22 protein-coding genes are annotated in these 23,571 nt (G+C 68.6%); 7 read left to right on the forward strand and 15 right to left on the reverse strand.

Features of this window, described 5'->3' with window-relative positions; genetic code table 11:
* Window position 1: 1 nt before the first annotated feature.
* From RBT54_RS00245 to RBT54_RS00260, 4 genes are all read right to left on the reverse strand, one after another.
* Window positions 2–1,138: an ABC transporter permease gene (locus tag RBT54_RS00245; RefSeq protein WP_320362921.1), complete on the reverse strand. Its 1,137-nt coding sequence runs from the start codon at window positions 1,136–1,138 to the stop codon at window positions 2–4.
* Window positions 1,101–1,430 (reverse strand): hypothetical protein, encoded by a 330-nt coding sequence (locus RBT54_RS00250; protein WP_320362923.1) that lies wholly within the window; start codon window positions 1,428–1,430, stop codon window positions 1,101–1,103. The genes RBT54_RS00245 and RBT54_RS00250 overlap by 38 nt, the downstream gene beginning before the upstream one ends.
* A gap of 59 nt (window positions 1,431–1,489) precedes the next feature.
* Window positions 1,490–1,984: a nitrous oxide reductase accessory protein NosL gene (locus RBT54_RS00255; RefSeq protein WP_320362925.1), complete on the reverse strand. Its 495-nt coding sequence runs from the start codon at window positions 1,982–1,984 to the stop codon at window positions 1,490–1,492.
* Window positions 1,985–2,160: 176 nt separating this feature from the next.
* Window positions 2,161–2,943 carry an exodeoxyribonuclease III gene (locus RBT54_RS00260; RefSeq protein WP_320362927.1) on the reverse strand — a complete coding sequence of 261 codons (783 nt, stop codon included), beginning with the start codon at window positions 2,941–2,943 and terminating at the stop codon, window positions 2,161–2,163.
* A gap of 41 nt (window positions 2,944–2,984) precedes the next feature.
* Here RBT54_RS00260 and pyrE point away from each other — a divergent pair, with 41 nt between their 5' ends.
* The 4 genes from pyrE to RBT54_RS00280 are packed head-to-tail and all read left to right on the forward strand — an operon-like array spanning window position 2,985 to window position 7,244.
* Complete coding sequence (gene pyrE / locus RBT54_RS00265; RefSeq protein WP_320362929.1) at window positions 2,985–3,629, forward strand: orotate phosphoribosyltransferase; 645 nt, start codon at window positions 2,985–2,987, stop codon at window positions 3,627–3,629.
* A complete protein-coding gene (locus RBT54_RS00270) occupies window positions 3,610–4,284 on the forward strand; it encodes a hypothetical protein (protein ID WP_320362931.1) in 675 nt (224 codons plus the stop codon). The genes pyrE and RBT54_RS00270 overlap by 20 nt, the downstream gene beginning before the upstream one ends.
* Before the next feature lie 39 nt (window positions 4,285–4,323).
* The gene (locus RBT54_RS00275) at window positions 4,324–6,435 is read left to right on the forward strand and encodes a molybdopterin-dependent oxidoreductase (protein WP_320362933.1); all 2,112 of its coding nucleotides are present in this window, start codon (window positions 4,324–4,326) and stop codon (window positions 6,433–6,435) included.
* Window positions 6,432–7,244 carry an NAD-dependent deacylase gene (locus RBT54_RS00280; RefSeq protein WP_320362935.1) on the forward strand — a complete coding sequence of 271 codons (813 nt, stop codon included), beginning with the start codon at window positions 6,432–6,434 and terminating at the stop codon, window positions 7,242–7,244. Before RBT54_RS00275 ends, RBT54_RS00280 begins: the two co-directional genes overlap by 4 nt.
* Before the next feature lie 84 nt (window positions 7,245–7,328).
* On the opposite strand, the gene RBT54_RS00285 is transcribed toward RBT54_RS00280, so the two are convergent.
* The 3 genes from RBT54_RS00285 to RBT54_RS00295 all read right to left on the reverse strand — a co-directional run bounded on the left by RBT54_RS00285 (window position 7,329) and on the right by RBT54_RS00295 (window position 12,207).
* Window positions 7,329–11,207, reverse strand: a complete 3,879-nt coding sequence (locus RBT54_RS00285) for a DUF3683 domain-containing protein (protein WP_320362937.1) — start codon at window positions 11,205–11,207, stop codon at window positions 7,329–7,331.
* 168 nt (window positions 11,208–11,375) lie between these two features.
* A complete protein-coding gene (locus RBT54_RS00290; RefSeq protein WP_320362939.1) occupies window positions 11,376–11,726 on the reverse strand; it encodes a RidA family protein in 351 nt (116 codons plus the stop codon).
* Between the two features lie 79 nt (window positions 11,727–11,805).
* Window positions 11,806–12,207, reverse strand: a complete 402-nt coding sequence (locus tag RBT54_RS00295; RefSeq protein ID WP_320362941.1) for a DedA family protein — start codon at window positions 12,205–12,207, stop codon at window positions 11,806–11,808.
* 127 nt (window positions 12,208–12,334) lie between these two features.
* Here RBT54_RS00295 and RBT54_RS00300 point away from each other — a divergent pair, with 127 nt between their 5' ends.
* Window positions 12,335–12,829: a PsiF family protein gene (locus tag RBT54_RS00300; RefSeq protein ID WP_320362943.1), complete on the forward strand. Its 495-nt coding sequence runs from the start codon at window positions 12,335–12,337 to the stop codon at window positions 12,827–12,829.
* Window positions 12,830–12,901: 72 nt separating this feature from the next.
* On the opposite strand, the gene RBT54_RS00305 is transcribed toward RBT54_RS00300, so the two are convergent.
* The 3 genes from RBT54_RS00305 to RBT54_RS00315 form a co-directional block, all read right to left on the reverse strand.
* Window positions 12,902–13,783 (reverse strand): FHA domain-containing protein, encoded by an 882-nt coding sequence (locus RBT54_RS00305; RefSeq protein ID WP_320362945.1) that lies wholly within the window; start codon window positions 13,781–13,783, stop codon window positions 12,902–12,904.
* Window positions 13,784–13,902: 119 nt separating this feature from the next.
* Window positions 13,903–14,853: a tRNA 2-thiocytidine(32) synthetase TtcA gene (gene ttcA, locus RBT54_RS00310; RefSeq protein ID WP_320362947.1), complete on the reverse strand. Its 951-nt coding sequence runs from the start codon at window positions 14,851–14,853 to the stop codon at window positions 13,903–13,905.
* Window positions 14,854–15,095: 242 nt separating this feature from the next.
* Entirely contained in the window at window positions 15,096–15,857 is a 762-nt protein-coding gene (locus RBT54_RS00315; RefSeq protein ID WP_320363296.1) for a pteridine reductase, read from the reverse strand.
* A gap of 129 nt (window positions 15,858–15,986) precedes the next feature.
* On the opposite strand from RBT54_RS00315, the gene RBT54_RS00320 reads away from it, so the two are divergent.
* Complete coding sequence (locus RBT54_RS00320; RefSeq protein WP_320362949.1) at window positions 15,987–17,165, forward strand: class I SAM-dependent methyltransferase; 1,179 nt, start codon at window positions 15,987–15,989, stop codon at window positions 17,163–17,165.
* Between the two features lie 76 nt (window positions 17,166–17,241).
* Here RBT54_RS00320 and RBT54_RS00325 read toward each other — a convergent pair whose 3' ends face one another.
* The 5 genes from RBT54_RS00325 to RBT54_RS00345 are packed head-to-tail and all read right to left on the reverse strand — an operon-like array spanning window position 17,242 to window position 22,923.
* The gene (locus tag RBT54_RS00325) at window positions 17,242–18,045 is read right to left on the reverse strand and encodes an alpha/beta hydrolase (protein ID WP_320362950.1); all 804 of its coding nucleotides are present in this window, start codon (window positions 18,043–18,045) and stop codon (window positions 17,242–17,244) included.
* Window positions 18,042–19,268, reverse strand: a complete 1,227-nt coding sequence (locus tag RBT54_RS00330) for a multifunctional CCA addition/repair protein (RefSeq protein WP_320362952.1) — start codon at window positions 19,266–19,268, stop codon at window positions 18,042–18,044. The genes RBT54_RS00325 and RBT54_RS00330 overlap by 4 nt, the downstream gene beginning before the upstream one ends.
* The gene (locus RBT54_RS00335; RefSeq protein WP_320362954.1) at window positions 19,268–19,912 is read right to left on the reverse strand and encodes a glutathione S-transferase family protein; all 645 of its coding nucleotides are present in this window, start codon (window positions 19,910–19,912) and stop codon (window positions 19,268–19,270) included. The genes RBT54_RS00330 and RBT54_RS00335 overlap by 1 nt, the downstream gene beginning before the upstream one ends.
* 59 nt (window positions 19,913–19,971) lie before the next feature.
* Window positions 19,972–20,928 carry a complex I NDUFA9 subunit family protein gene (locus RBT54_RS00340; RefSeq protein ID WP_320362956.1) on the reverse strand — a complete coding sequence of 319 codons (957 nt, stop codon included), beginning with the start codon at window positions 20,926–20,928 and terminating at the stop codon, window positions 19,972–19,974.
* A gap of 54 nt (window positions 20,929–20,982) precedes the next feature.
* Window positions 20,983–22,923 carry a lytic transglycosylase domain-containing protein gene (locus RBT54_RS00345; protein WP_320362958.1) on the reverse strand — a complete coding sequence of 647 codons (1,941 nt, stop codon included), beginning with the start codon at window positions 22,921–22,923 and terminating at the stop codon, window positions 20,983–20,985.
* Window positions 22,924–22,965: 42 nt separating this feature from the next.
* Here RBT54_RS00345 and RBT54_RS00350 point away from each other — a divergent pair, with 42 nt between their 5' ends.
* Window positions 22,966–23,559 carry a 5-formyltetrahydrofolate cyclo-ligase gene (locus tag RBT54_RS00350; protein ID WP_320362960.1) on the forward strand — a complete coding sequence of 198 codons (594 nt, stop codon included), beginning with the start codon at window positions 22,966–22,968 and terminating at the stop codon, window positions 23,557–23,559.
* The last annotated feature ends 12 nt before the right edge of the window (window positions 23,560–23,571 follow it).

Here is a 23,571-nt window from a genome sequence, read left to right on the forward strand (position 1 = left end):
GTCAGCTCCGCATCACGGTGTCGGGGTCGGTGGTGGCCGCGCGCCAGATCGGCACCAGCGTGGCCGCGGTGTAGGGCAGCACGGTGAACACGAACAGCGTCGCCACCTGCAGGCCGTCGATCTGCGGCGTGAGCGCAAAGCTCGGGTACAGCACCGCCCAGCCCTTGAGCACCGGCGCGAACAGCGTGAACTCGAAGTGGAACACATGCACGTAGGCGGCGACGTAGCCGACCAGGAAGGCGAGCAGCGAGACCAGGAAGCCTTCCCAGAATTTCATCGCTATCACGTCGCCGGTCTCCCAGCCGATCGCCTTGAGGATGCCGATCTCGCGTTTTTCTTCTGCTGACAGGCCTGCGGCCTTCTCCCAGGCGAAGATGCCGAAGGCGAGGATCGCCGCCGACAGCAGCGCCAGCATCATCCCTTCGCGCCAGTCGAAGATCGACGCGTAGGTGCGCAGCACCTCCTCGCGCAGGATGGGGCGGGAGTCGGGCAGGGCGTCGAGCAGCTTGATGCCGACGTTGCGCACCTCGAGCGGGTTGGCCACCCACAGCGCGACGTCGGTATGGTGGCCGGCCGGGTAGGCGAAGAAGCGGCGGAAGTCGGCCTCGTCCATCAGCACCAGGTCGGCGCTGACGAGCTCGGACTCGTGGGCCAGCACCTCGGCGACGATGAAGGTGTGCAGGTCACCGGAATAGGAACGAAAGGAAATGCCGTTGCCCGCCGACAGTCCACGTGTGCGCTCGAGCGCCGGGCCGACGACGATCTCTCCCGGGGCGATCTCGCGATCGGCTGCGACCATGAAGGTGTAGTTGGCCTTGAGCACGCTGTCGTAGTAGTAGCCCCACAGCCGGCCCTCGATCTTCTGCACGCCGCGGATGCGGCCGATCTTCTCGATGTAGCCGGGCGGGATGAGGTCGTGGCGGCCGGCGATCAGGCGCTGCAGCACGATCTCGGGGGTGCCGGCCAGCACCTGCGTGGCCTCGTTGCGCAGCGCATGGGTGTACAGCGCCACCGAGGCGAGCACGAACACGAGCAGGGTATAGACGACCAGCAGCCCGAGGCTCTTGCCCTTGCGCCGCGCCAGCGACTGCGCGGTGAAGTCAATCAGATGACGTTGCTTTTCGATCCAGGCCTTCATGACGTTCCAGCAGGATGCGCGGCGGGGGCAGCAGCGAGCCCGAGGGGAAGTGTTCCAGGGCCACCGGATGGTCCTGGAAGGCGGAGTGCAGGTCGGCCTGGGTCAGGTGGCGGGTGTAGCGCGCTTCGGTAAACAGCACGACGTCAGACAGTCGAAGCCGGGTGACGAGTTCCGCGGTGCGCTGCAGCGCCGGTTCGTGCGCGCTGCGCTGCCAGCCGGCATCGACGAAGGTGGCGGCGAACAGGGCGGCGGCGAGCAGCGTCGCGCCGAGGATGCGGTCGGCGGGCCTCATCGCCGGCTTGCTCGCGGGGCGTCAATGCGGAACGCTTGCGGCGGTAGGTGGCGCATTGGCTATTTGCCCCGCGCCAGCGTCTTCGCGCGCATTTCGGCGTAGCTCAGGCTGGGGGCGTCCGCGCTGGTAGCCGTGCTCGCGGCGAGGTCGTACCGCATCGGTGAGCGCTTGGCCACGTAGCGTGCCTGACGCGGATCGAGCCAGATCGCCTTCTCGGCGCTGGGGCTCTCCCAGGCCGCGACCCACATTCGCGTCGTGGCGTCGTCCATCCACGGAAAGCGCGCGCGCTGCTCTTCCAGCCAGAACACCAGGCAGCCGACGTCGTCGAAGTTGAAGGTGGTGTCCTTGGCGCCGCCGCGCAGTTGGGCGGCGAAGCGGTGGTCGGCGATGCGCATGTTGCAGCGCACGCAGGCGTCGCGGTCCCAGGCGATCGGCTTCATGCCCTCGGGCCAGTCCTCGCTCGCGCAGCCCGCAAGGCTCGCGGCAAGCGGCGTGAGCAGCAGGCCCGCCACGCCGATCTGGCCGATGAAGCGACGTTTGTGAGGGTTGCACATGGTTCATTCCCGGTCGGATGATGAAGGCTCACGCAGCGATGCTTCACCCCGGGGCGGGCGTCGATTCGGATGCCGGGATGATAGCAACGAAGCGCGGCGCCGCGCCCGCACGCGCGGCCAGGGTGCGGCACACGGTCGCACCCGCGCGGGGTCATGGACACGCGCGGCCGCCTGGTTTAAGGCACCCAGTCGTAATCCACCGTCAGCGGTGCGTGGTCGGAGAAGCGCTGTTCCTTGTATACCGCGGCGGCGCGCGCAGCGTCCGCCAGCCCCGGCGTGGCGATCTGGTAGTCCAGCCGCCAGCCCACGTTCTTCGTCCAGGCCTGGCCGCGGTTCGACCACCATGTGTAGCAGGCGTCGGTGGCGTCGGGGTGCAGGCGCCGATAGACGTCCATCCAGCCCTGCTCGTCGAACAGGCGCGTGAGCCAGGCGCGCTCTTCGGGCAGGAAGCCGGAGTTCTTCTGGTTCGATTTCCAGTTCTTCAGGTCGGCCTCGCGGTGGGCGATGTTCCAGTCGCCGCACACCACCACCTCCTGGCCACTCTGGTAAAGCTGATTCATGTGCGGCAGGAAGCGGTCCATGAACTCGAACTTCACCTGTTGACGCTCTTCCGAACTCGAGCCGGAGGGCAGGTACAGCGACACCACCGACAGCTTGCCGAAGTCGAGCTGCAGGAAGCGGCCCTCGGCGTCGATGTCGGCAATGCCCAGGCCTTCGACGACCCTATCCGGGTCACGCCGGGCGTAGATGCCGACGCCGCTGTAGCCCTTCCTTTCGGCGTGGTGGAACCAGCCCTTCATGCCAGCCGGCGCGCGCATGGCGTCGTCGAGGTCGCCGGCCTGGGCCTTGAGCTCCTGCACGCAGACGAAATCGGCGTTCTGAGCGGGCAGCCAGTCGAGCAGACCCTTGCGGCAGGCCGAGCGGATGCCGTTGAGGTTGAGGGAGATGATGCGTAACATGGACGGCCTCCAGTTCAAGCTGCTTGGCAGCCCAGAAAGCCGTGGATTTTAGCCGGGATTTCATCGCCCTCGCCTGTCGCAAGGGCGTATTGCGCTTCGGCGCCTTCGTCACCAAGGCGGGCCGCAACTCGCCGTATTTCTTCAACGCCGGGCTGTTCGACGACGGTGCTTCGTTCCGCGAGCTGTGCGGCTACTACGCGCGCACGATCCGCGCCTCGGGCGTAGCCTGCGACATGCTGTTCGGGCCGGCCTACAAGGGCATCCCGCTGGTGGCGGGTACCGCGATCCGCCTGGCCGAGGACGGCGTCGACCTGCCCTTCGCCTTCAACCGCAAGGAAGCCAAGGACCACGGCGAGGGCGGCACGCTGATCGGCGCGCCGCTCGAGGGTCGGGTGCTGATCCTCGACGACGTCATCTCCGCCGGCACCTCGGTGCGCGAATCGGTCGAGCTGATCCGTGCCGCGGGCGCCACGCCGGCCGGCGTCGTCATCGCGCTCGATCGCATGGAGCGCGGCAAGGGCGCGCTGTCGGCGGTGCAGGAAGTGAAGGAGAGCTTCGATATCCCGGTGATCGCGGTCGCCACGCTCGAGGACCTGATTGGCTACCTCGCCGATAGTCCGGAGCTGGCGGCCAACCTCGACGCAGTCAAGGCCTATCGGGAGCAGTATGGCATCTCTTCGCGCTGAATCCGGCGTTGCGGCGCTGGCCTGCGCGCTCATGCTCGGTGCCCTGCCCGTTTCGGTGCAGGCGCAGGCCGGTGGGCGCGCGATCTACTGCTGCGACGTCGGCGGCCAGCCCGTGTGTGGTGACATCCTGCCCGCGGCTTGCTATGGCCGCGCCTACCGTGAGATGAGTCCTTCGGGGTTGGTACGCCGTACGGTTGCGGCCCCGCTCACGCCCGAAGAGATCGCCGAGCGCGCCGCGCTGGAGCGCGAGCGCCGGGCACTCGAGGCCGATCGCCAGCGCAAGCTGCGTCTCGATCAGGCGCTGCTCGAGACCTATCGTAGCCTCGAGGACCTCGACAGCCGCCGCGATCGCGAACTGCGCGACCTCGACCGCAGCATTCGTGAGCTGCGTGCGCGCGAAAGCGAACTCATCGCGCGCCAGCATAGCCTGATCGCCGAGGCCACGACTACCGACAAGAGCGAGGTGGCTGCGAGCCTTGAAGCCGACATCAGCGTGCTCGACAGCGAGATCGCGGCGCAGTCCTCGATCATCGCGGCCAAGCTGCGCGAACGCAACGCGGTGGTCGAGCGCTTCGAAGAGCACCGCGCCCGCTACGTGGAGCTTACCGCTGGCGGCAAGCCCGACGCGCGCAACGCGGTGCTGGAGCGTCGCTGAGCCGGGGCGAGCCCGGTCGGCGGCGCGATTTCCCCGAAGATGCGAGACGCGGCTCCCCCCCTCCCGGCTTCCACCTCGCCTGAGGGCCATTCCGAAACACACGTGCGCGCCGCCTGCCCACACGACTGCCCCGACACCTGCGCGATGGAGGTGACGGTCGCCGGCGGGCGCGCGGTAAGGCTTCGCGGCGCCGCGGACATGCCCTTCACCAACGGTGCGTTATGCACCAAGGTCGCGCACTACCTCGAGCGCGTCTATTCCGATCAGCGCCTGACGCACCCGATGAAACGCGTCGGCCGCAAGGGCGAGGGCCGCTTCGAGCGCATCTCGTGGGACGAGGCGCTCGACACCATCGCTGCCAGGTATCGCGAGATCGCCGCCGACGACCCGCGCGCGATCCTGCCCTACAGCTATGCGGGCACCATGGGCCTGGTGCAGGGCGAGAGCCTCGATCGACGCTTCTTCCACCGCCTCGGCGCATCCTTGCTCGACCGCACGATCTGCGCCGCCGCCGGTGCGCACGGCTGGAAGGCCACGGTGGGGGCGATGATCGGCGCCGACCCCGAGGCCGTCGGTCAGGCGCAGCTGATCCTGATCTGGGGCGGCAACCCGGTGGTGTCCAACGTGCACGGCTGGCGCTACCTGCAAGAGGCGAAGCGGCGTGGCGCGAAGCTCGTCTGCATCGACCCGCGGCGCAGCGAGACCGCGGCCAGGTGCGACCAGCACATCGCGCCACTGCCCGGCACCGACGGCGCGCTGGCGCTGGCGATGATGCAGGTGCTGATCGAGCACGACCTGCTCGATCACGACTACATCGCCCGCCACACCCTGGGGTTCGAGGCGCTCGCCGAGCGCGTGCGGGCTTTCACGCCGGCGTGGGCGGCGCCGCTCACCGGGCTGGACGCGGCGCAGATCCGCGCACTGGCGCTCGATTACGGGCGCACGCCGCGCAGCCTGATCCGCCTCAACTACGGCCTCAACCGCTGCGCCGGCGGCGGCATGGCGGTGCGCAACGTGGCCTGCCTGCCCGCGCTCACCGGCGCCTGGCGGCACGCCGGTTGCGGCGCGCTGCTCTCCACCTCGGGCAACTTCCCGGTCGATGGTCGCGCGCTCGCCCGTCCCGACCTCTACCCCGATGCCGGGCGCTTTCCGCCGCGCACGCTCAACATGTCCGTCATCGGCGAGGTGCTGCTCGAGACCCGCGACCCGCCGGTGCGGGCGATCCACGTCTACAACTCGAACCCGGTCGCGGTGGCGCCGGATGGCAACAGGGTGCGCGGCGGCTTCGCACGCGAGGACCTGTTCTGCGTGGTGCACGAGCTGTTCCAGACCGACACTGCCGATTACGCCGACATCCTGCTGCCGGCGACCAGCCAGCTCGAGCATCGCGACGTTCATTCGACCTACGGCCATTTCTACGCCGTCGCCAACGCTCCGGCGATCACGCCGCTCGGCGAGGCGCGATCCAACACCGAGGTCTTCCGCGCGCTTGCGCGCAGGCTCGGCTTCGCGCACCAGGCGCTGTACGAGTCCGACGAGGCGATCGCCGCCTCGGCCTTCCGCGCCGGTGATGCGCGCGCGGCCGGGCTGGCCGAAGGGCTGCAGACGAAGGGCTGGGCGCGGCTCGCGCTGCCGCAGCCCTTCGTGCCGTTCGCGGAAGGCGGGTTCCGGACTGCCTCGGGCAAATGCGAGTTCCACTCCGATGCGCTTGCGCGCGAGGGGTACGATCCTTTGCCTGCGTGGCACCCGCCAGCCGAGTCGGTGCTCAGCAATCCGGCGCTCGCTGCGCGCTATCCGCTTGCGCTGATCACGCCGCCGGCGCGCAACTTCCTCAATTCCAGCTTCGCAAACCTGCCGCGCTTCCTGGCAGCGGAGGTCGGGCCGACATTGCAGATCCATCCCGATGACGCCGCTGCGCGCGACATCGCAGACGGTGCGCGCCTGCGCATCCACAACGACCGCGGCGACTTTCTCGCCCGTGCGGTGGTGACCCGCGACGTGCGCCCCGGCGTGGTGTGCGCACCCTCGGTGTGGTGGCCCAAGCTGTGCGAAGGCGGACGCAACGCCAACGCGGTGACCTCGCCCGCGACCACCGACATGGGCGGTGGGCCGATCTTCTACGACTGTCTGGTCGAGGTCAGCGCGCGATGACCTCGGTGCAGCTGCAAGCCCCGTCGCCAGTGCTGGCTCAGACACTCGATGCCGTCGCCGCGATCCTTGCGCGCGCGCAGCGCATCCTGTTCGTGACTGGGGCCGGCATTTCGGTCGATTCCGGCCTGCCCACCTACCGCGGCATCGGCGGCCTCTACCATGACCGCCTCACCGAAGAAGGCCTGAGCATCGAGGAGGCGCTGTCCGGCGAGATGATGGCGACCCGGCCCGACATCGCCTGGCGCTACATCGCCCAGATCGAGGAGCGCTGCCGCGGCGCCCAACCCAATGCCGCCCACCGCCTGATCGCCGCGCTCGAGCAGGAAAAGCCGCTGGTGTGCGTGCTCACGCAGAACGTCGACGGTCTGCACCGCGCGGCGGGCTCGCGCAACGTCATCGAGATTCACGGCACCGTCCATCGCCTGCACTGCATGGCCTGTCACCATGGGCGCAAGGTGCCTGACTACGCCGGCCTGCAGATCCCGCCCGAGTGCCCGCAGTGCGGCGGCATCATGCGTCCCGAGGTCGTGCTGTTCGGCGAAGCGCTGCCGGAACGTGCCCTCGAGCGCCTGGAGAGCGTGCTCGATCAGGGCGTGGATGTGGTGGTGTCGATCGGCACCACCAGCGTATTTCCCTACATCGCCGGCCCGGTGGTATGGGCGGCGCGCCAGGGACTGCCCACGGTCGAGATCAACCCGGGCGAGACGACCGTGAGCGGGATCGTCGACCACCACCTGCGCATGTGCGCCGCCGAGGCGCTGCCGGAGTTGTGGCTGCGCATGCATCCGCGCGACCCCGCCGAGGACTGAACCTGGCCGCGGGCCCTTCCGGAAAACGACGCGGGCCGGGGGCTTGCGCCGCGCCGGCCCGCCTCTCGCGTATCGCTGCCGCGCTTACAGCAACACGCGCTCGATACCCCCGTTGTTCGCCTTGCTGACGTACTCCGGCAGCCAGTTCTCGCCGAGCAGGTGCTTGGCCAGCTCCACGACGATGTAGTCCGGCTCGATGCCGCCGGCGTCGTTGGCGTAGCGGGCCATGCCCTGCAGGCAGCTCGGGCACGAGGTCAGCATCTTGATCCTCGCGCTCGGGTCGTCCTCGCGCAGCGTGGCCGCGCCCTTCTCGATCTCTTCCTGCTTGCGAAAGCGCACCTGAGTCGAGATGTCCGGGCGGGCGACCGCGAGCGTGCCCGATTCGCCGCAGCAGCGGTCCGAGAGATCGACGCGCGTACCCATCAGCTCGTTGGCCACCTTGATGCCCGAATGCACCTTCATCGGCGTGTGGCAGGGCTCGTGGTACATGTACTTGACGCCCTGCGCGCCGTCGAGCTTGACGCCTTTTTCCATCAGGTACTCATGGATGTCGAGCAGGCGGCAGCCGGGGAAGATCTTCTCGAATTCGTACTTCTGCAGTTGGTCCATGCAGGTGCCGCAGGACACGATCACGGTCTTGATGTCGAGATAGTTGAGCGTGTTGGCGACGCGGTGGAAGAGCACGCGGTTGTCGGTGGTGATCTTCTGGCCCTTGTCTTCCTCGCCGGCGGCGGTCTGCGGGTAGCCGCAGCACAGGTAGCCCGGCGGCAGCACGGTGTGTGCGCCGACGTGGTAGAGCATGGCCTGGGTGGCGAGACCCACCTGGCTGAACAGGCGCTCGGAGCCGCAGCCCGGGAAGTAGAACACCGCGTCCGACTCGCCGTTGGCCTTTTGCGGATCGCGGATCACCGGGATGACCTTGTCGTCCTCGATGTCGAGCAGCGCGCGGCTGGTGCGCTTGGGCAGGTTGCCGGGCATCGGCTTGTTGATGAAGTGGATCACCTGGGCCTTGATCGGCGCCTTGCCGAGCGTGGCCGGCGGCGCCTTGACCTGCTGCTGGATCAGCCCGAACTTCTTGCCCAGGTCATGGGCAAAGCGCTGTGCCTTGTAGCCCCATTCGATCATGCCGGTGCGCATCGCCTTGATCGTGGTCGGGTCCTTGATGGTCAGGAAGGCCATCGCCGCGGCCTTGCCGGGGTTGAACGACTTCTTGCCCTGCTTCCTGAGCAGGTTGCGCATCTTGATCGACACGTCGCCGAAGTCGATGTCCACCGGGCACGGCTTCTCGCACTTGTGGCAGATCGTGCAGTGGTCGGCCACGTCCTCGAACTCGGCCCAGTGCGCCAGCGACACGCCGCGGCGGGTCTGCTCCTCGTACAGGAAGGCCTCGATCAGCAGCGAGGTGGACAGGATCTTGTTGCGCGGGCTGTAGAGCAGGTTGGCGCGCGGCACGTGCGTGGAGCACACCGGCTTGCACTTGCCGCAGCGCAGGCAGTCCTTGATGTCGTGGGCGATCTCGCCGACGTCGGTCTGCTCCATGATGATGGACTCGTGGCCCATCAGGTTGAAGCTCGGGGTGTAGGCGTTGTCGAGATTGCCGCTGATTGGCCCCTTGCGCATCAGCTTGCCGCGGTTGAAGCGGCCTTCCGGATCGACCTTTTCCTTGTAGGTCCAGAAGTTCGCCATCTCGTCGTCGGTGAGATAGTCGAGCTTGGTGATGCCGATGCCGTGCTCGCCCGAGATCACGCCGTCCAGGCTGCGTGCCAGCGCCATGATGCGATCGACCGCGCGGTTGGCGGTCTGCAGCATCTCGTAGTGGTCGGAGTTCACCGGCAGGTTGGTGTGCACGTTGCCGTCGCCGGCGTGCATGTGCAGGGCGACGAAGACACGCCCGCGCAGCACTTCCTTGTGGATCTCCTGGATGCGCGCCAGCACCGGTGCGAACACCGCGCCGTCGAAGCTGCGCTTGAGCAGCGGGCGCAGATCTTCCTTCCACGACACGCGGATCGAGTAGTCCTGCAGGCGGTGGAAGAGGCGCGGATTCACGGTGCGGTTGGTGAGCTCTCCGGCCTCGATGCCGTAGGCGGCGAACTGCGGCTCGGCCTCGGCCAGCGGCAGGTCGAGGTTGTCGAGCAGCCACTGCCAGCGCCGGCGCACGGCGGCGATCTGGTCGAGCGCATTCTGGCGATGGTCGCCGATCAGCACCGTGCGGCCGATCTCGGCATCGCCGGCGTCGAGCGGCAGGTCGCCCTGCAGGAATTCGGCGAGGCGGTCGCAGAGCTCGATCTTGTTCTGCGCCGACAGCTCGATGTTGATGCGCTCGATGCCGTCGCAGTACTCGCCCATGCGCGGCAGCGGAATGACCACGTCCTCGTTGATCTTGAACGCGTTGGTGTGGCGCGAGATCGCCGCGGTGCGGCTGCGCTCGAGCCAGAAGCGCTTGCGCTGCTCGGGGCTGACTGCGATGAAGCCTTCCGAGCCGCGCGCGTTGGTCATGCGCACGACCTCGGAGGCGGCGCTCATCACCGCGTTCTCGTCATGGCCGACGATGTCGCCGATCAGCACCATCTTGGGACGGCCGTGGCGCTTGGCCTTGGTGGCGTAGCCCACCGCCTTGACGTAGCGTTCGTCGAGGTGCTCGAGGCCGGCGAGCTGCACGCCCGCGGCGTGGCCGGCGCCGCCGGGCTTGAACCAGTCGGTGATCTCGACGATCGCCGGGACCGCCTCGCGTACCTGGCCGAAAAATTCCAGGCACACCGTGCGCGTGACCGGCGGCATCTTGTGCAGCACCCAGCGCGCCGCGACGATGAGGCCGTCGGTGCCTTCCTTCTGCACGCCCGGCACGCCGCCGAGGAACTTGTCGGTGACGTCCTTGCCCAGCCCGGCCTTGCGGCACGCGGCGCCAGGCATGGTGAGGATCTCCTCGCCGAGCGGGACATAGGTCAGGCCGTCGAAGCGGCGCAGGCGGAAACGGACCGTTTCCTGCTCGTGGATCTTGCCGAAGTTGTGATCGAGGCGGTCGACCTCGAGCCAGTTGCCGTCGGGCGTGACCATCTTCCACCACGCCAGGTTGTCGAGCGCAGTGCCCCACAGCACGGCCTTCTTGCCGCCGGCGTTCATGGCGATGTTGCCGCCGATGCACGAGGCGCTGGCCGAGGTCGGGTCGACCGCGAACACGCGCCCGGCGAGCGTGGCGGCTTCCGACACGCGCTCGGTGACCACGCCCGCGCCGGTGCGGATGGTGGGGTAGGGCGAGGCCATCGGGCCGTCGACGCCCGGCAGGACGATCTCCTCGACCGCGCTCATGGCGAGCAGCTTCTCGGTGTTGATCACCACCGAGTTGGCGTCGAGGGGCACGGCACCGCCGGTATAGCCGGTGCCGCCGCCGCGCGGGATGATGGTCAGCCCGAGCGCGATGCACTCGCGCACCAGCGGCGCCATCTCTTCCTCGGTGTCCGGGTAAAGGACGAGGAAGGGGTACTCGACGCGCCAGTCGGTGGCGTCGGTGACGTGGCTCACGCGCGCGTGGCCGTCGAAGCAGATGTTGTCGCGGCGGGTGTGCTTGGCCAGCGCCTTGAGGATGGCCTTGCGCCGGCGCGCGGTGTCGTCGAACCAGCGCTCGAAATCGGAGACCGCCTCGCGCGCCCGTGCGGTGAGCAGCGCGACGCGGTCGTTGCCCTGGCGGCGCTTGTCGACCTCGTTGAGGCGATGCCCGAGCGCGCCGATCAGCGCCTCGCGACGCTCGCGGCTGGTGAGCAGGTCGTCCTCGAGGTAGGGGTTGCGGCGCACCACCCAGATGTCGCCCAGCACCTCGTACAGCATGCGCGCCGAGCGGCCGGTGACGCGCTCGGTGCGCAGCGCGTCGAGCACCGACCAGGCCTCGGCGCCGAGCAGGCGGATGATGATCTCGCGATCAGAGAACGAGGTGTAGTTGTACGGAATTTCGCGCAGGCGTTGGCTCATTGGGCTACCGGGAGGCTGCTGCAGGGAGGAAGTCCATTCTAGCGAACCGCAGTGCACCATGCATCAAAAAACAAGACCTTAACGCGGGCGTGGATTCGTCGGGAAGGCGTCTGGAAGCGCGGTCTGCAAGGCTGCGGGCAAAGCGTCGGTGCAGGCGGGGGGCGAGGGTCAGCGCGCGGCGCTCAGCGCGATCTCGATCCGCCAGCCGGGGTCGACCAGTCCGGCGACCTTCACGCAGGCACGTGCCGGTGCGCTGCCGGGCGGGATCCAGGCGTCCCACACCGCGTTCATCGCGTCGCAGTCGGCGAGATCGGTGAGATAGATGGTGGCCATCAGGATCCGTGACGGTGCGCTGCCCAGCTTCGTCAGTTGGCGCTCGATGCTGGCGAGCACTTCCCGGGTCTGCACGCTGATTTCGGCGGCGCTGGTGGACGGCACTTCGACGAGGTGGATCACGTCGTTGTGGATGACGGCGTCGGCGTAGCGGGCAGTGACGCCGTGGCGTTCGATTGCGGACATGAGGTGCTCCGGGAACGGTCGGGAAGGCCGGGAGTATAGGACAACCCTTAGGCCAGCTCGCAGGACAGCCTCCGGCCGTTTACTGCAGGGCCCAGGCGATGGCGGCATAGCGCAGGCCCTTGCCCGCGGCCATCCACAGCAGGCACGCGGCCCAGTGCAGGCGCAGCACGCCGGCGGCCGCGCACAGGGCGTCGCCGATCAGTGGCACCCAGGACAACAGCAGCGCCACGCTGCCCCAGCGCTGCAGCGTGGCCAGGCGTGGCGTCGATTCCTTGCGCGGGAGCAGGCGACCGAGCAGGTAGGTGCTCATGCCGCCCGCCGTGTTTGCCACTGTCGCCGTCAGCACCGCAGCCAGACCGAGTTCCGGGCGCAGCACCAGCAGGCCGGCAAAAACCGCTTCGGAGCCACCGGGAAGCAGGGTCGCGGCCAGAAATGCGGACAGTGCCAGGCCGCCGAGGGCGGCGAGGTCGCTGGTCAGCATGGCCAACCTTCATGCCCGGGGGGGTTCGAGATCGGCCAGGAAATGACAAAGAGATTGACGTCTGAAAATGCCATATGCAAAATCGGGGTACGCATTTTGCGTAAAAAATGATCAAGGAGAGCTTTCGATGAAGACCATTATCGGCGCAGTGTGCGCCAGCCTTGCGTTGATGGTACTGACCCCCGCCCAGGCCTGGGCCAATCCGCAGCACGAACGCATGAAGCGCTGCAACGCCGAGGCGAAGGAGCAGACGCTGAAAGGTGAGGAACGCAAGGCATTCATGAGCACCTGCCTGCGCGGCCGGCATGATGGTGGCGCCGCAAAGGATGCATCAGCAGTGGTTGCGGGCGTTCCCGCTGCGGTACCGGCTGCCTCCGTCGGGGAGGGACTGGGCGAGGCGGTGAAGGCGCCGGTGGTGGCTGCGTCCTCAGCAGCTGCGGCCACCACGCTGGCACCAGCACCGGCGGCGCCCGCGGCGGTCGCACCGGCGACGGTGGCAGCCACCGAGACCGCCGGCGCGGACGACAAGGCGCGCGCGAAGGCCTGCAACCAATCGGCCACCGAGCAGTCGCTGCGGGGTGCCAAGCGCAAGACGTTTATTGCGGAGTGCCTGAAGGGGTGATGCCGCAGCGGCGTCGGGGGCGGACCCTGGCGCCGACGCTCGGCTGGACGCTGAGCGCGACCGTAAGTCCGGTCAGACGATGTCGAAGAACACCAGGTCGCACTCGACCTCGTCCGCAGAGAAGCCGCAGCCGATGCGGCCCGGGCCCTTGAGTACCACGCGGTCCTGCTTGATGTGGCGCTCGGTCTGGCCCTCGATCGCGACATAGGTGCCGTTCGTGCTCTGGTCGAACAGCACGAATCCCTCGCGCCGGCGTTCGATGCGCGCGTGCTGGCGCGAAGCGCGGGGATCCATGATGGTGACGTCGTTGCCGAGCTCGCGGCCCAGCAGCAGCACCGGGCGCAGCTCCTCGACGAACAGCACATCCTGCTGGTGTCGGATACGAAGTCGCTGGGTCAGGCGGGCTGCTGCTGGGATCGAGGTTACCAGGCCGGTGCGCTGGCCGATCGCGTACACCGGCCACGCGAGCCGTGCCCAACTGGGGCCGGCAAGGGCCTGGGCGCTGATCAGGTTGCGCGTCGCGCTGCTGGACACCATGACGGTCGTGCCCGACACGAGTGCCTGTTCGTTCTCGCACAGACCGGCAAGCTGGCGGGCCACCGTCACGCCCTCTCCTTCCGCCGGGCCCGCGTCCGATTCGGTGCTCTCCAGGATGCCGTAATGCAGACCGAGCCGGACGGGTTGGTGTGCGCCCCGCAGCGGAGGCAGGTTGCGAATGCGCTCAAGGGCATCGACTGCAGCCTGCACCCCGGCGTCGCTGCGCTCGAAGACGGCTACTGTCTGGTCAGGCTCCTGATGCAGCAGCTTTCCGCCCTGCGCACTGATGGCACGCTCGATGCGGTTTGCGCAGCGTTCGCTCGCGTGCCGCGCCTCGTCCTCGCCGAGCTGGCCCGCGAGAGGACCGTCCCAGTTGTGGAGCGCGACGAGGACACAGAGGTTCTTCCGCTCGGGCATCAAAGGCAATTCCGGTTTCGTGGTGGCCAGTCTATTGGGTGTCGGACACCGCGCATGATGAGCGGGTGGCCGCTGCCCCGCAAGGGGCCTCCGGTCGATCCAGTAGCGCGATGGCCGTTTCAGTCCTCGTGCGCGCCTGGCCGGATCAGGCGTACGGTCTCTGCGCGCGGCGCGGCCGGCAACTCGACCGGGTCAAAGGCGGTGTCCCCTTCTTCGACCACGGTCTGCTGGGTCAGTCCGACGAAGTCGAACAGGCGCTGATCGGCGAGGTGCGAGGGGACCACGTTCTTGAGTGACGTGGCCAGCGACTCGATGCGGCCCGGGAAGTCGCGCGCCCAGCCCTGAAGCATGTTCTTGATCTGCTTGCGCTGGGCGTTCTCCTGCGAGCCGCACAGGTTGCACGGGATGATGGGGTATTCCATCGTGCGCGCGAAGCGCGTGATGTCGGCCTCGGTGCAGTAGGCAAGCGGGCGGATCACCACATGGTTGCCGTCGTCGCTCACCAGCTTGGGCGGCATGGCCTTGATCTTGCCGCCGAAGAACATGTTGAGGAACAGGGTCTCGAGCATGTCGTCGCGGTGGTGGCCGAGCGCGATGCGGGTGGCACCGATCTCCTTCGCGGTGCGGTAGATGATGCCGCGGCGCAGGCGCGAGCACAGCGAGCAGGTGGTCTTGCCCTCGGGGATCTTGTCCTTGACGATCGAGTAGGTGTCCTCGGTGACGATGCGGTACTCGACGCCGATCGACTCGAAGTATTCCGGCAGCACGTGGTCGGGGAAGCCGGGCTGCTTCTGGTCGAGGTTCATCGCCACGATGCGGAAATCCACGGGCGCGCGCTCGCGCAGCGCGAGCAGGCACGACAGCAGGGTGTAGGAGTCCTTCCCGCCCGAGACGCACACCATCACGGTGTCGCCGTCGCCGATCATGTTGTAGTCGCCGATCGCCTCGCCGACTCCGCGCTCGAGCTTCTTCTTCAGGCGCAGGAAGGTGTTGGAGAAGCGGGCGTCGCTGGCGGCGGCGGCAGCGGGCGCGGGCGTGTCGACGGGGGCGGTTGCGGGGGCTGCAGTCACGGTCAGGGCTCGTTCGGAAGAATCAGGCGCGGATTATCCCAGAAACCGGCGCGATGATTGTTGCCACCACGGATGCGGGCCGGGACGGTCGAACGAAGCGACGGGCTGTCGCGAGTGGTACTCGTGGGAGCGGGCTTGCCCGCGAACGCGGCGGTTCAGATCCGCTCGATTCGCGGGCAAGCCCGCTTCCACAGACAGTTGCTCCCACGGGGCGCGCTGCCGCCCCTTGCGCTTGCCGCGGGCTAGAGGTGCACGCTGCGCCCGCCGTCCACGGCGATGATCTGGCCGGTTATGTAGGGCGCGTCGAGCATCAGGAAGCGCACCGTGCGCGCGATGTCCGAGGGCGAACCCACGCGCTTGAGCAGGGTGTGAGCGATGATGCGCTGGCGCTCCTCAGGCGGAAACTGCCCGTCCTCCGGCCAGTCGATCGGGCCCGGCGCCACGCCATTGACACGCACCTCGGGGGCCAGGTCGATCGCCAGCGCGCGCGTCAGGGTGGCCAGGCCGCCCTTGGCGATGTTGTACACCGTGTAGCCGGTGAGCGGGCGTTCGGCGTGGATGTCGACGATGTTGACGATGGCCCCGCCGGCGGCGCGCAGCGCGGGCGCGACCGCCTGCGACAGGAACAGCGGCCCCATCAGGTTCGAGCCCATGAGCTCGTCCCAGGCGGCGCGGTCGATGCGGCCGACCGGGGTCGGGAAGAAGCTCGAGGCGTTGTTTACCAGGCCGTCCAGACCTTGGCCGCGGGCGAGCACTTGGGCGGCGATCTCTTCGGCGGCGCCGAAGCGGGCGAGGTCGCCCCTCACCGTGAACGCGGAGTCTGGCCGCAGGGCATTGAGTGCGGCGGCGAGCGCCTCGGCCTCGCCGACGCTGCTGCGGTAGTGCAGCGCCACGCGGGCGCCGCTGGCGTGGAGCTGGCGTGCGATCTCGGCACCGACACGGCGGGCGGCTCCGGTCACCAGGATCAGGGGGGCTGCGTTGGGGAGGTAGTCGGGGGAGGGCATCGTCATCGGGGTCATCATGTGTTCGGCGGCGGCAGGGGCGCCGGTTGAGGTCGCCACCGTTTTCGCCCGGCTGCGCGCCGGGCCTGCCGTTACAATCGCGGGCTCGTGTCTTTGTCGGATCGATCATCCATGTCTGCACTGCCCCAGCCGTCCGCCGATGCGCTCGCCCAGAGCGCGCGCCTGCTCGAACGCATCGAGGCCGAGATCGCCGCCGCCGGCGGCTGGATTTCGTTCGCCCGCTACATGGAGCTCGCGCTCTATGCACCGGGACTGGGTTATTACAGCGGCGGCGCGCGAAAGTTCGGTCCGGGCGGCGATTTCATCACCGCGCCCGAGCTTACCCCGCTTTTCGGCCAGGCGCTGGCCACCCAGGTCGAGCAGGTGATGCGCGCGAGCGCGCCCGCGGTGATCGAGGTCGGCGCCGGCACCGGCCTGCTTGCCGCCGACCTGCTGCTCGAACTCGAACGCCGCGGCTGCGTGCCGGATCGCTACGGCATCCTCGAGCTGTCGGGCGAGTTGCGTGAGCGCCAGTTCGACACCCTGGCCGACAAGGCGCCGCACCTGGCCGCCCGCGTGCAGTGGCTGGATGTGCTGCCGGAGCGCTTTTCCGGCGCGGTGGTGGCCAACGAGGTGCTCGACGTGATGCCGGTGCATCTGCTGGTATCGACCGCCGCCGCCGGCCTGGCCGAGCGTGGCGTTGCGTTCGAAGCCGACGCCGCAGGTGTGCGCCGGCTGTGCTGGGCAGACGTGCCGGCAGCGGGCGCGGTGCGTGAGGCCGGGCTGGCGCTGAACCTGCCCGCGCCGGCGGGCGGCGAGTACGTTAGCGAGCTCAACCTCGCCGGCGCCGCCTGGGTGGCGTCATGGGCCGAGCGCCTGCAGGCCGGCGCGCTGCTCTTGATCGACTACGGCTATCCGCGTGCCGAGTACTACCTGCCGTCGCGCTCGAACGGCACCCTGCTGTGCTACTACCGCCACCACGCCCACGGCGACCCCTTCCTGTGGCCGGGGCTCAACGACATCACCGCCTTCGTGGACTTCACCGCGGTGGCCGAGGCCGGTTTTGACGCCGGGCTGGACGTGCACGGCTACACCACGCAGGCACAGTTCCTGTTCAACTGCGGCGTGCTCGACTGCCTTGCCCGCCGCGGCCCGCAGGAGAGCGCGGGCTACATCCGCGCCGCGCGTGCGGTGCAGCGCCTGACGGCGCCGCAGGAGATGGGAGAGCTGTTCAAGGTGCTGGCGCTGGCGCGCGGCCTCAAGGCGCCGCTGCTGGGCTTTGCCCGCGGCGACCGCCTGCACGCGCTGTAGGCGCACGTGGCGCACACGGCGGTGCGCTACGCAGGCATGGCCGCGCGGGATTAGTGCTGCGCGCGCGCCCGGACGTTCACAGGTTGCGTTCGGCGAGCCAGTCGGCGATGCGGATCGCGACCTTCTCCCAGTCGCGCTCGAGCATCATGCCGTGGCCGACGCCGGAGAAGATCTCGGCCTGGCGGCCATAGGTCACCGCGGTCATGTGCACCTGGTCGGGCGGGATCAGGGCGTCGTGTTCGGCGCCGAGGATCAGCATCGGCGGGCGGTGCATGCGGCCCGGCTGCGGCAGGTTGAAGAGCGACATGTCCCAGATCGCGCGGTGCGATTCGGGCTGGCTGAGGTGGTAGTAGCGCAACAGGTCGTCGGCATCCACCGGCTGGTAGAACAGTGCCTCGCGCAGGCTGTCGATGTTGACGTCGTTGCCTGCCATGATGTTGTTGAGGTCGGAGAGCAGGTTCGGGCGCTTCATCATGAGCCCGAACGCGGAGCCCATCAGTCCCTGGGGCGGCACCGAGGACATCAGCACGGTGGCCGGTGCGTCGTATTGCTCGAGGTATTTCTGCACCACCATGCCGCCCATCGAGTGACCGATCAGGATCGGCGGTGCGGGCAGCCTGGCCGCGACTTCGGCGACGTCGCGCACGTAGTCGTCGATCGAATAGGAATCGAGATGCTCGCGATTACGGCTTTTGCCGTGGCCTGACAGCGATACGGCATAGGTCGACCAGCCGCGATGGGCAAACCAGGGCTGGAAGTGCTCTTCCCAGCACCAGGCTGCAACGTAGGCGCCGTGGACGAAGAGCAGCGGGTGTTCATGGGTGACGTGCTCGGGGGCGTGGCACAGCACCTCGAGTTCGCCGAAGCGGGTGGCGTTCATGGGGTTTCCTTGTCCGCAGCCTTCACCGCGGCCACGCGGGCTGCGTGCAAAGCCTGAGGAATCAGCGATTTGTTCGTGCAGTTGCGCGCAATTGTACCGGCATCGACGCCGCGTACCGCGGCCAGGGCGGCGTACCAGCGTGTCAAAGGTCTCGCAGCTGCTGCATTTTCGGGGGCGGTGCCGCGGCCCGCGCCGTCACAGGCGGCTGCGGCCAGCATGAGCTCGAAGCGCTCCGGCCGGCGCAGGCCGTCGCAGCGTTCGATGAGCTTGACCATGGTCTCCGGGCGCAGCTCGTCCGCGCGCGCGAGGATGCCGTGCTCGCGCGCCACCATCTCGGAGAGGTCGCGGCACTCGGTCGGCGCCTTCAGGCGTTCGGACACTTCGCGCGCGCGCCGTGCGCTGGCGGCCTCGTGACCGTAATGGTGGGGTAGCAAGTGCGCCGGCGTGTCGGCCTTGCCGAGGTCGTGCAGCAGGCAGGCCCAGCGCACCGGCAGCGGCTGGCCGCTCGCGGCGGCGGCGTCCACGACCAGCAGCACGTGTTCGCCGGTGTCGATTTCGGGGTGGTGCCTTGCGGGTTGCGGCACGCCGAACAGGCGGTCGAGCTCGGGCAGGATCACCGCCAGCGCGCCACAGTCGCGCAGCACCCGGATCATCCGCGCGGGGCGCGCTTCCATCAGCCCGCGTGCAAGCTCCTGCCATACGCGCTCGGCCACCAGGTGGTCGACCTCGCCGGCGCCGACCATCTGTCGCATCAGCGCCAGCGTCTCGGACGCCACCGTGAAGTCGGTGAAGCGGGCGGCGAAGCGCGCCACGCGCAGGATGCGCAGCGGGTCTTCGGCGAAGGCGGGGGAGACATGGCGGAAGAGGCGCGCCGCGAGGTCGCGCTGGCCGCCACAGGGGTCGATCAGCGTGCCGTCTTCTGCGCGCGCGATCGCGTTGATGGTGAGATCGCGGCGCAGCAGGTCTTCTTCCAGCGTGACCTCGGGCGAGGCGTGGCAGACGAAGCCGGTATAGCCGCGGCCCGACTTGCGCTCGGTACGCGCAAGCGCATATTCCTCGCTGGTCTGCGGATGAAGGAAGACTGGAAAATCACGCCCCACAGGGCGGAAGCCGCGCGCGAGCATTTCTTCGGGTGTGCTGCCGACCACGACCCAGTCGCGGTCCTTGACCGGCAGCCCGAGCAGGGCGTCGCGCACCGCCCCGCCGACGACATACGCCTGCATCAGCCGTAGAGATCCTCTTCGGTGAGCGACTCCGTCTCGGCGCGCGCCGAGACCGCCCACTCCTGCATGTGCGGGTTGGCGAGCAGGGTGGCGAGGTACTCGCCGGCGGCGCCTTCGGGCTTCACGCCGTAGGTCTGGAAGCGGAACGCCACCGGTGCGAACGCGGCGTCGGCGAGGCTGAAGCGGCCAAAAAGATACGGCCCGTCGGTGCCGAAGCGCGCACGGCAGTCGTTCCAGATCGCGATGATGCGCGTGATGTCGGCGTCCACCTCGGCGCTGTGCCCAAAGCCGGTGTAGTCCTTGCGGATGTTCATCGGCATGCGGCTGCGCAGGCTCTGGAAGCCGGAGTGCATCTCGGCGGTCACCGCACGGGCAATCGCGCGTGCGCCGGGGTCGGACGGCAACAGGGCGGGCTGCTTTTCGGCGAGGTATTCGCCGATCGCCAGCGAATCCCACACCGTGAAGCCGTGGTCGATGAGGCAGGGCACCTTGCCCGAGGGCGAGTGCGACAGGATGCGCTCGCGGCTGCCGGGGATGAACAGCGGGATGCGGATTTCCTCGAAGGTGAATCCGCCCTCACGCGCGGCGAGCCAGGCGCGCAGGGACCAGGAAGAATAGTTTTTGTTGCCGATGATGAGTTTCATCGTGTGCTCCGGGTCACGAGTAAAAAGTGGGTCAGCGAGAGTGGATCACTGAAGGTCGATTACCGTCTGGCATGGCGCCGGAACGGGTAGTAGAACGCACGCGGGCCCGCCGTGCCAAGCCAGGCGGGCGCAACGGATTCGAGCGCGGTCGGGGTGAGGCCGAAGGGCTGCGGCTCGCCGCTGGCGACGTTGTCCACCCGCATCGAGCGTACGTTGTCGCGGCTCATCAGCGGCTGGGGCGCGAGCTCCATCAGGCGCGCCTGCACCATGCCGATGCCTTCGGGCAGGCCGATGATCGGCCGCGGCTTGCCGATCAGTGCGGAGACGTACTCGACCAGTTGGCGCAGGGTGTAAACGGTGGGTCCGGCGAGCTCGAAGGTCCGGCCGGCTGCCTCCGGACGGGCGAGGCTTTGCCACACGGCTTCGGCGACGTCCTCGACATAGACCGGCTGGAAGCGGCACTTGGCGCCGGTGAGCGGCAGCACCGGGAACATGCGGGCGAGGTCGGCGAACAGGTTCAGGAAGCTGTCGCCGCGGCCGAAGACCACCGAGGGGCGCAGGATGGTCCATGCGATGTCCGGTCCGGCGGCTTCGATCACGCGCTCACCGGCGGCCTTGGAACGCTGGTACTCCGATGGGCCGTCGGCGTCGGCGCCGAGCGCGCTGATATGCACCAGGCTCGGCACGCCGGCGGCGCGGCAGGCGGTGACGATCTTCTGCGGCAGTTCGACGTGGGCGCGCGCGAAGTCCGGGCCGAAGGGCGTGCCCGGGCGCGAGTGCAGCACGCCGACCGTGTTGACCACCGCGTCCGCGCCTGCGAACAGGCGGACGAGCGCGACCGGGTCGTGTACGTCGGTCTCGACGACGTCGGCATTGGGTAGCAGCAGCACATGGCCGGCGCGGCTGCGGCGGCGGGTGGGAATGAGCACCTTGACACCTGCTTCGCACAGGCGGTTGGCGATGGCGCTGCCGATAAAACCGGAGCCGCCGACGATGACGACACGTTTCGGATTCATGCGTGGACCCTTGGCAGGTTGTGGATGATGTTTTGTAGTGTCCAGCCCCGCAGCTTACTCGCTGGCCGGCGCCGGCGCGATCGTGCCGAGGCGGGCCTTGAGCGACTGCGGGCGCTTTTCCAGCATCGCCGAGTAGATCACCGCGTTGGCGAGCACTTTCTTGACGTAGTCGCGCGTCTCGTCGAAGGGGATGGTCTCGGCGTAGATGGCGCCTTCGAGCGGCCCGCTGTCGCGCCAGCGCCGCGCCCGGCCGGGGCCGGCGTTGTAGCCGGCGGAGGCCAGCACCGGATGGGTGTCGAGGTCTTCCATGATGATGCGCATGTAGCTCGTACCCAGCAGCACGTTGGTGTCGGGGTCGTTGAGCAGGCCGGGGTGATAGCCCGACAGCCCGATCTTGTTCGCCACCCACTTTCCGGTCGCGGGCATCACCTGCATCAGCCCGCGTGCGCCCACGCTGGACCGTGCCGGGATCACGAAGCGGCTCTCCTGGCGCATCAGGCCATAAACCCAGCCCAGGTCCAGGCCTTGTGCCCGCACCTGCGGTTCGATCAGGTCGCGGTAGGGGGTGAGGAAACGCAGTTCGAAATTGCTGCGCGGGTTGGCGAGCTCGGCGGTGTTGATCGCGCGGTCGTAGAGTTCGTTGCGCAGCGCGAGGTGGGCGGCGCCGAGGCGGAACTGTTCGTCGCGATCGCGCACGCCCCACACCCACTCGCGGATTGCCTCGGTGCGCATGTCGAGCTGGTAGAGCGCAAGCGCACGCTGCAGGCTGGGGTCGCGTTCGGCTTCCTCGAGCTTGGTGCGCGAGAGCGGCGCAGTGGCGGGCGGCGGCATGAACGGCTGGCCGAGCTCCTCGGCCGCGAGCATGCCGTAGAAGTGAGCCTCGCCCGCGATGCGCACGAAGAGCGAATCGGCTGCATCACGGTTACCGCTGGCGGCATGGGCACGGCCCAGCCAGTAGAGCCAGTCGGGCTGTTCGCGCTGTGCTGCCGGCATGGCCTCGATCGCGCTGCGCACGCCGCGCCAGTCCTGGGCGCGCAACGCCGCGCGCACCCGCCAGGCACGCTGCAGTGGCGTCATCTCGACGTTGCCGGCCGCGGCGTAGAGCGCGCTCGCCTCGGGCAGGCGATCGATGGCGGCGTGCATCGCCATCACCAGGTTGGCGTAGTTGCGCTCTTCGGCGCTGAGGCGGTCCTGGATGCGCAACAGCCGCAGGCGCGCGCTGGGGTTGTCCTCGCGGGTCAGGCGCACCAGTGCAGCGAGCGCGAGTTCGCGTCCGGCACGCGTCACCGCGAAGTTGGCCGGCAGGCGGTCCAGCCAGGGCGCCGGCGAGCGGATTGCCTGGTCGAGATCGGCCGCCGCGGGGGCGGCGTCCTGCGCCAGCAGGGTGAGACTGCCGAGCGCGGCGGCCGGATTGCGCGTATCCACCTGGCGGCGGATGCGCTGCCAGACCTGATCCTCGCTGACATGACCGCTGCCGACTGCGCTGCGCATCGCCATGTCGCAGGCTGCGTGGGCGTCGGTGAGGCTGTCCCACTGCTGCGCCACCTCATCGAGCGCGCTGCGGTCGCCGGTGAGCAGGCGCGCGGTCCACGCCGCGCAGCGCAGCTCGCCATCGGGGTTCTGCAGGCTGGGATAGAGGCGCACGAAGCCGGTCCAGTCGCCGTCCTTGGCCATGCGACGCAGCCAGTCGGCACGCAGGCGCTCGGCGAGGTTGCTGCCGGCCTCTTGCGCGAGGAAGTCTTCGAGCTGGTTCGTGGGTGGCGGCAGGCTGCGGGCGAGCAGGTTGGTGAGCAGCCAGTAGCGCGGATAAGCGTCGAGCAGATGGGGTTCGCGCACCGCGGCAAGGCGCTCGAGGGTGTCGCGGTCGCCCTTGCGCAGGGCCTCGCGAGCGGCGACGATACGGTCAGCTCCCGTTTCACCTCCGACCTGCGAAATTGCTCCCCCGGGGAGCAGAAATGCTGCAGCGAACAGGGTCGCCCGTAATGCCTTTTTCATGCCTGATGATGCCTCCATTGCAGGCCTACCATACCACAAGCGATGACCTCCTTTCCCGCACCCGAGCTCGACTTTGCTGCAAAGCGCAAACATCTCCGCGAGCAGGCACTGAAGCTGCGCCAGGCCTTGCCGGTGGAGCGTCGGGAAGCAATGACCGGGCAACTCGCCCGGCATCTCGACGATCTGGTGAACACCCTGGCGCCGCATTCGCTCGGCTTCTGCTGGCCGTACCGCGCCGAACCCGATCTGCGGGCGTGGGTGCAGGCGTGGCTGGCGGCCGGTCCCGGGCGGGTGGCGGTGCTGCCGGTGGTGCTGGAGCGGCATGCGCCGATGGTGTTCCGGCGCTGGATGCCGGGCGCGCCGATGGCGCTCGACCGCCACGGCATCCCGCATCCGGCCGAGGGCGAGGCGCTGGTGCCCGACGTGCTGCTGGTGCCGCTCAACGCCTTCGATGACCGCGGTTACCGCCTCGGCTATGGGGGCGGCTATTTTGATCGTACGCTGGCCGCCATGCAGACCATCGCCGTGGGGGTCGGGTTCGAGCTCGGACGGGTCCCGGATACGCTTCCGCAGCAGTACGACAGGCCGATGCAATGGGTGGTGACTGAGGCCGGCGTGATGAAGCCGCGGAGCTGAGCCTGTCGCGGG

This window comes from Thauera sp., assembly GCF_034003485.1.
Taxonomy (GTDB): Bacteria; Pseudomonadota; Gammaproteobacteria; order Burkholderiales; family Rhodocyclaceae; genus Thauera.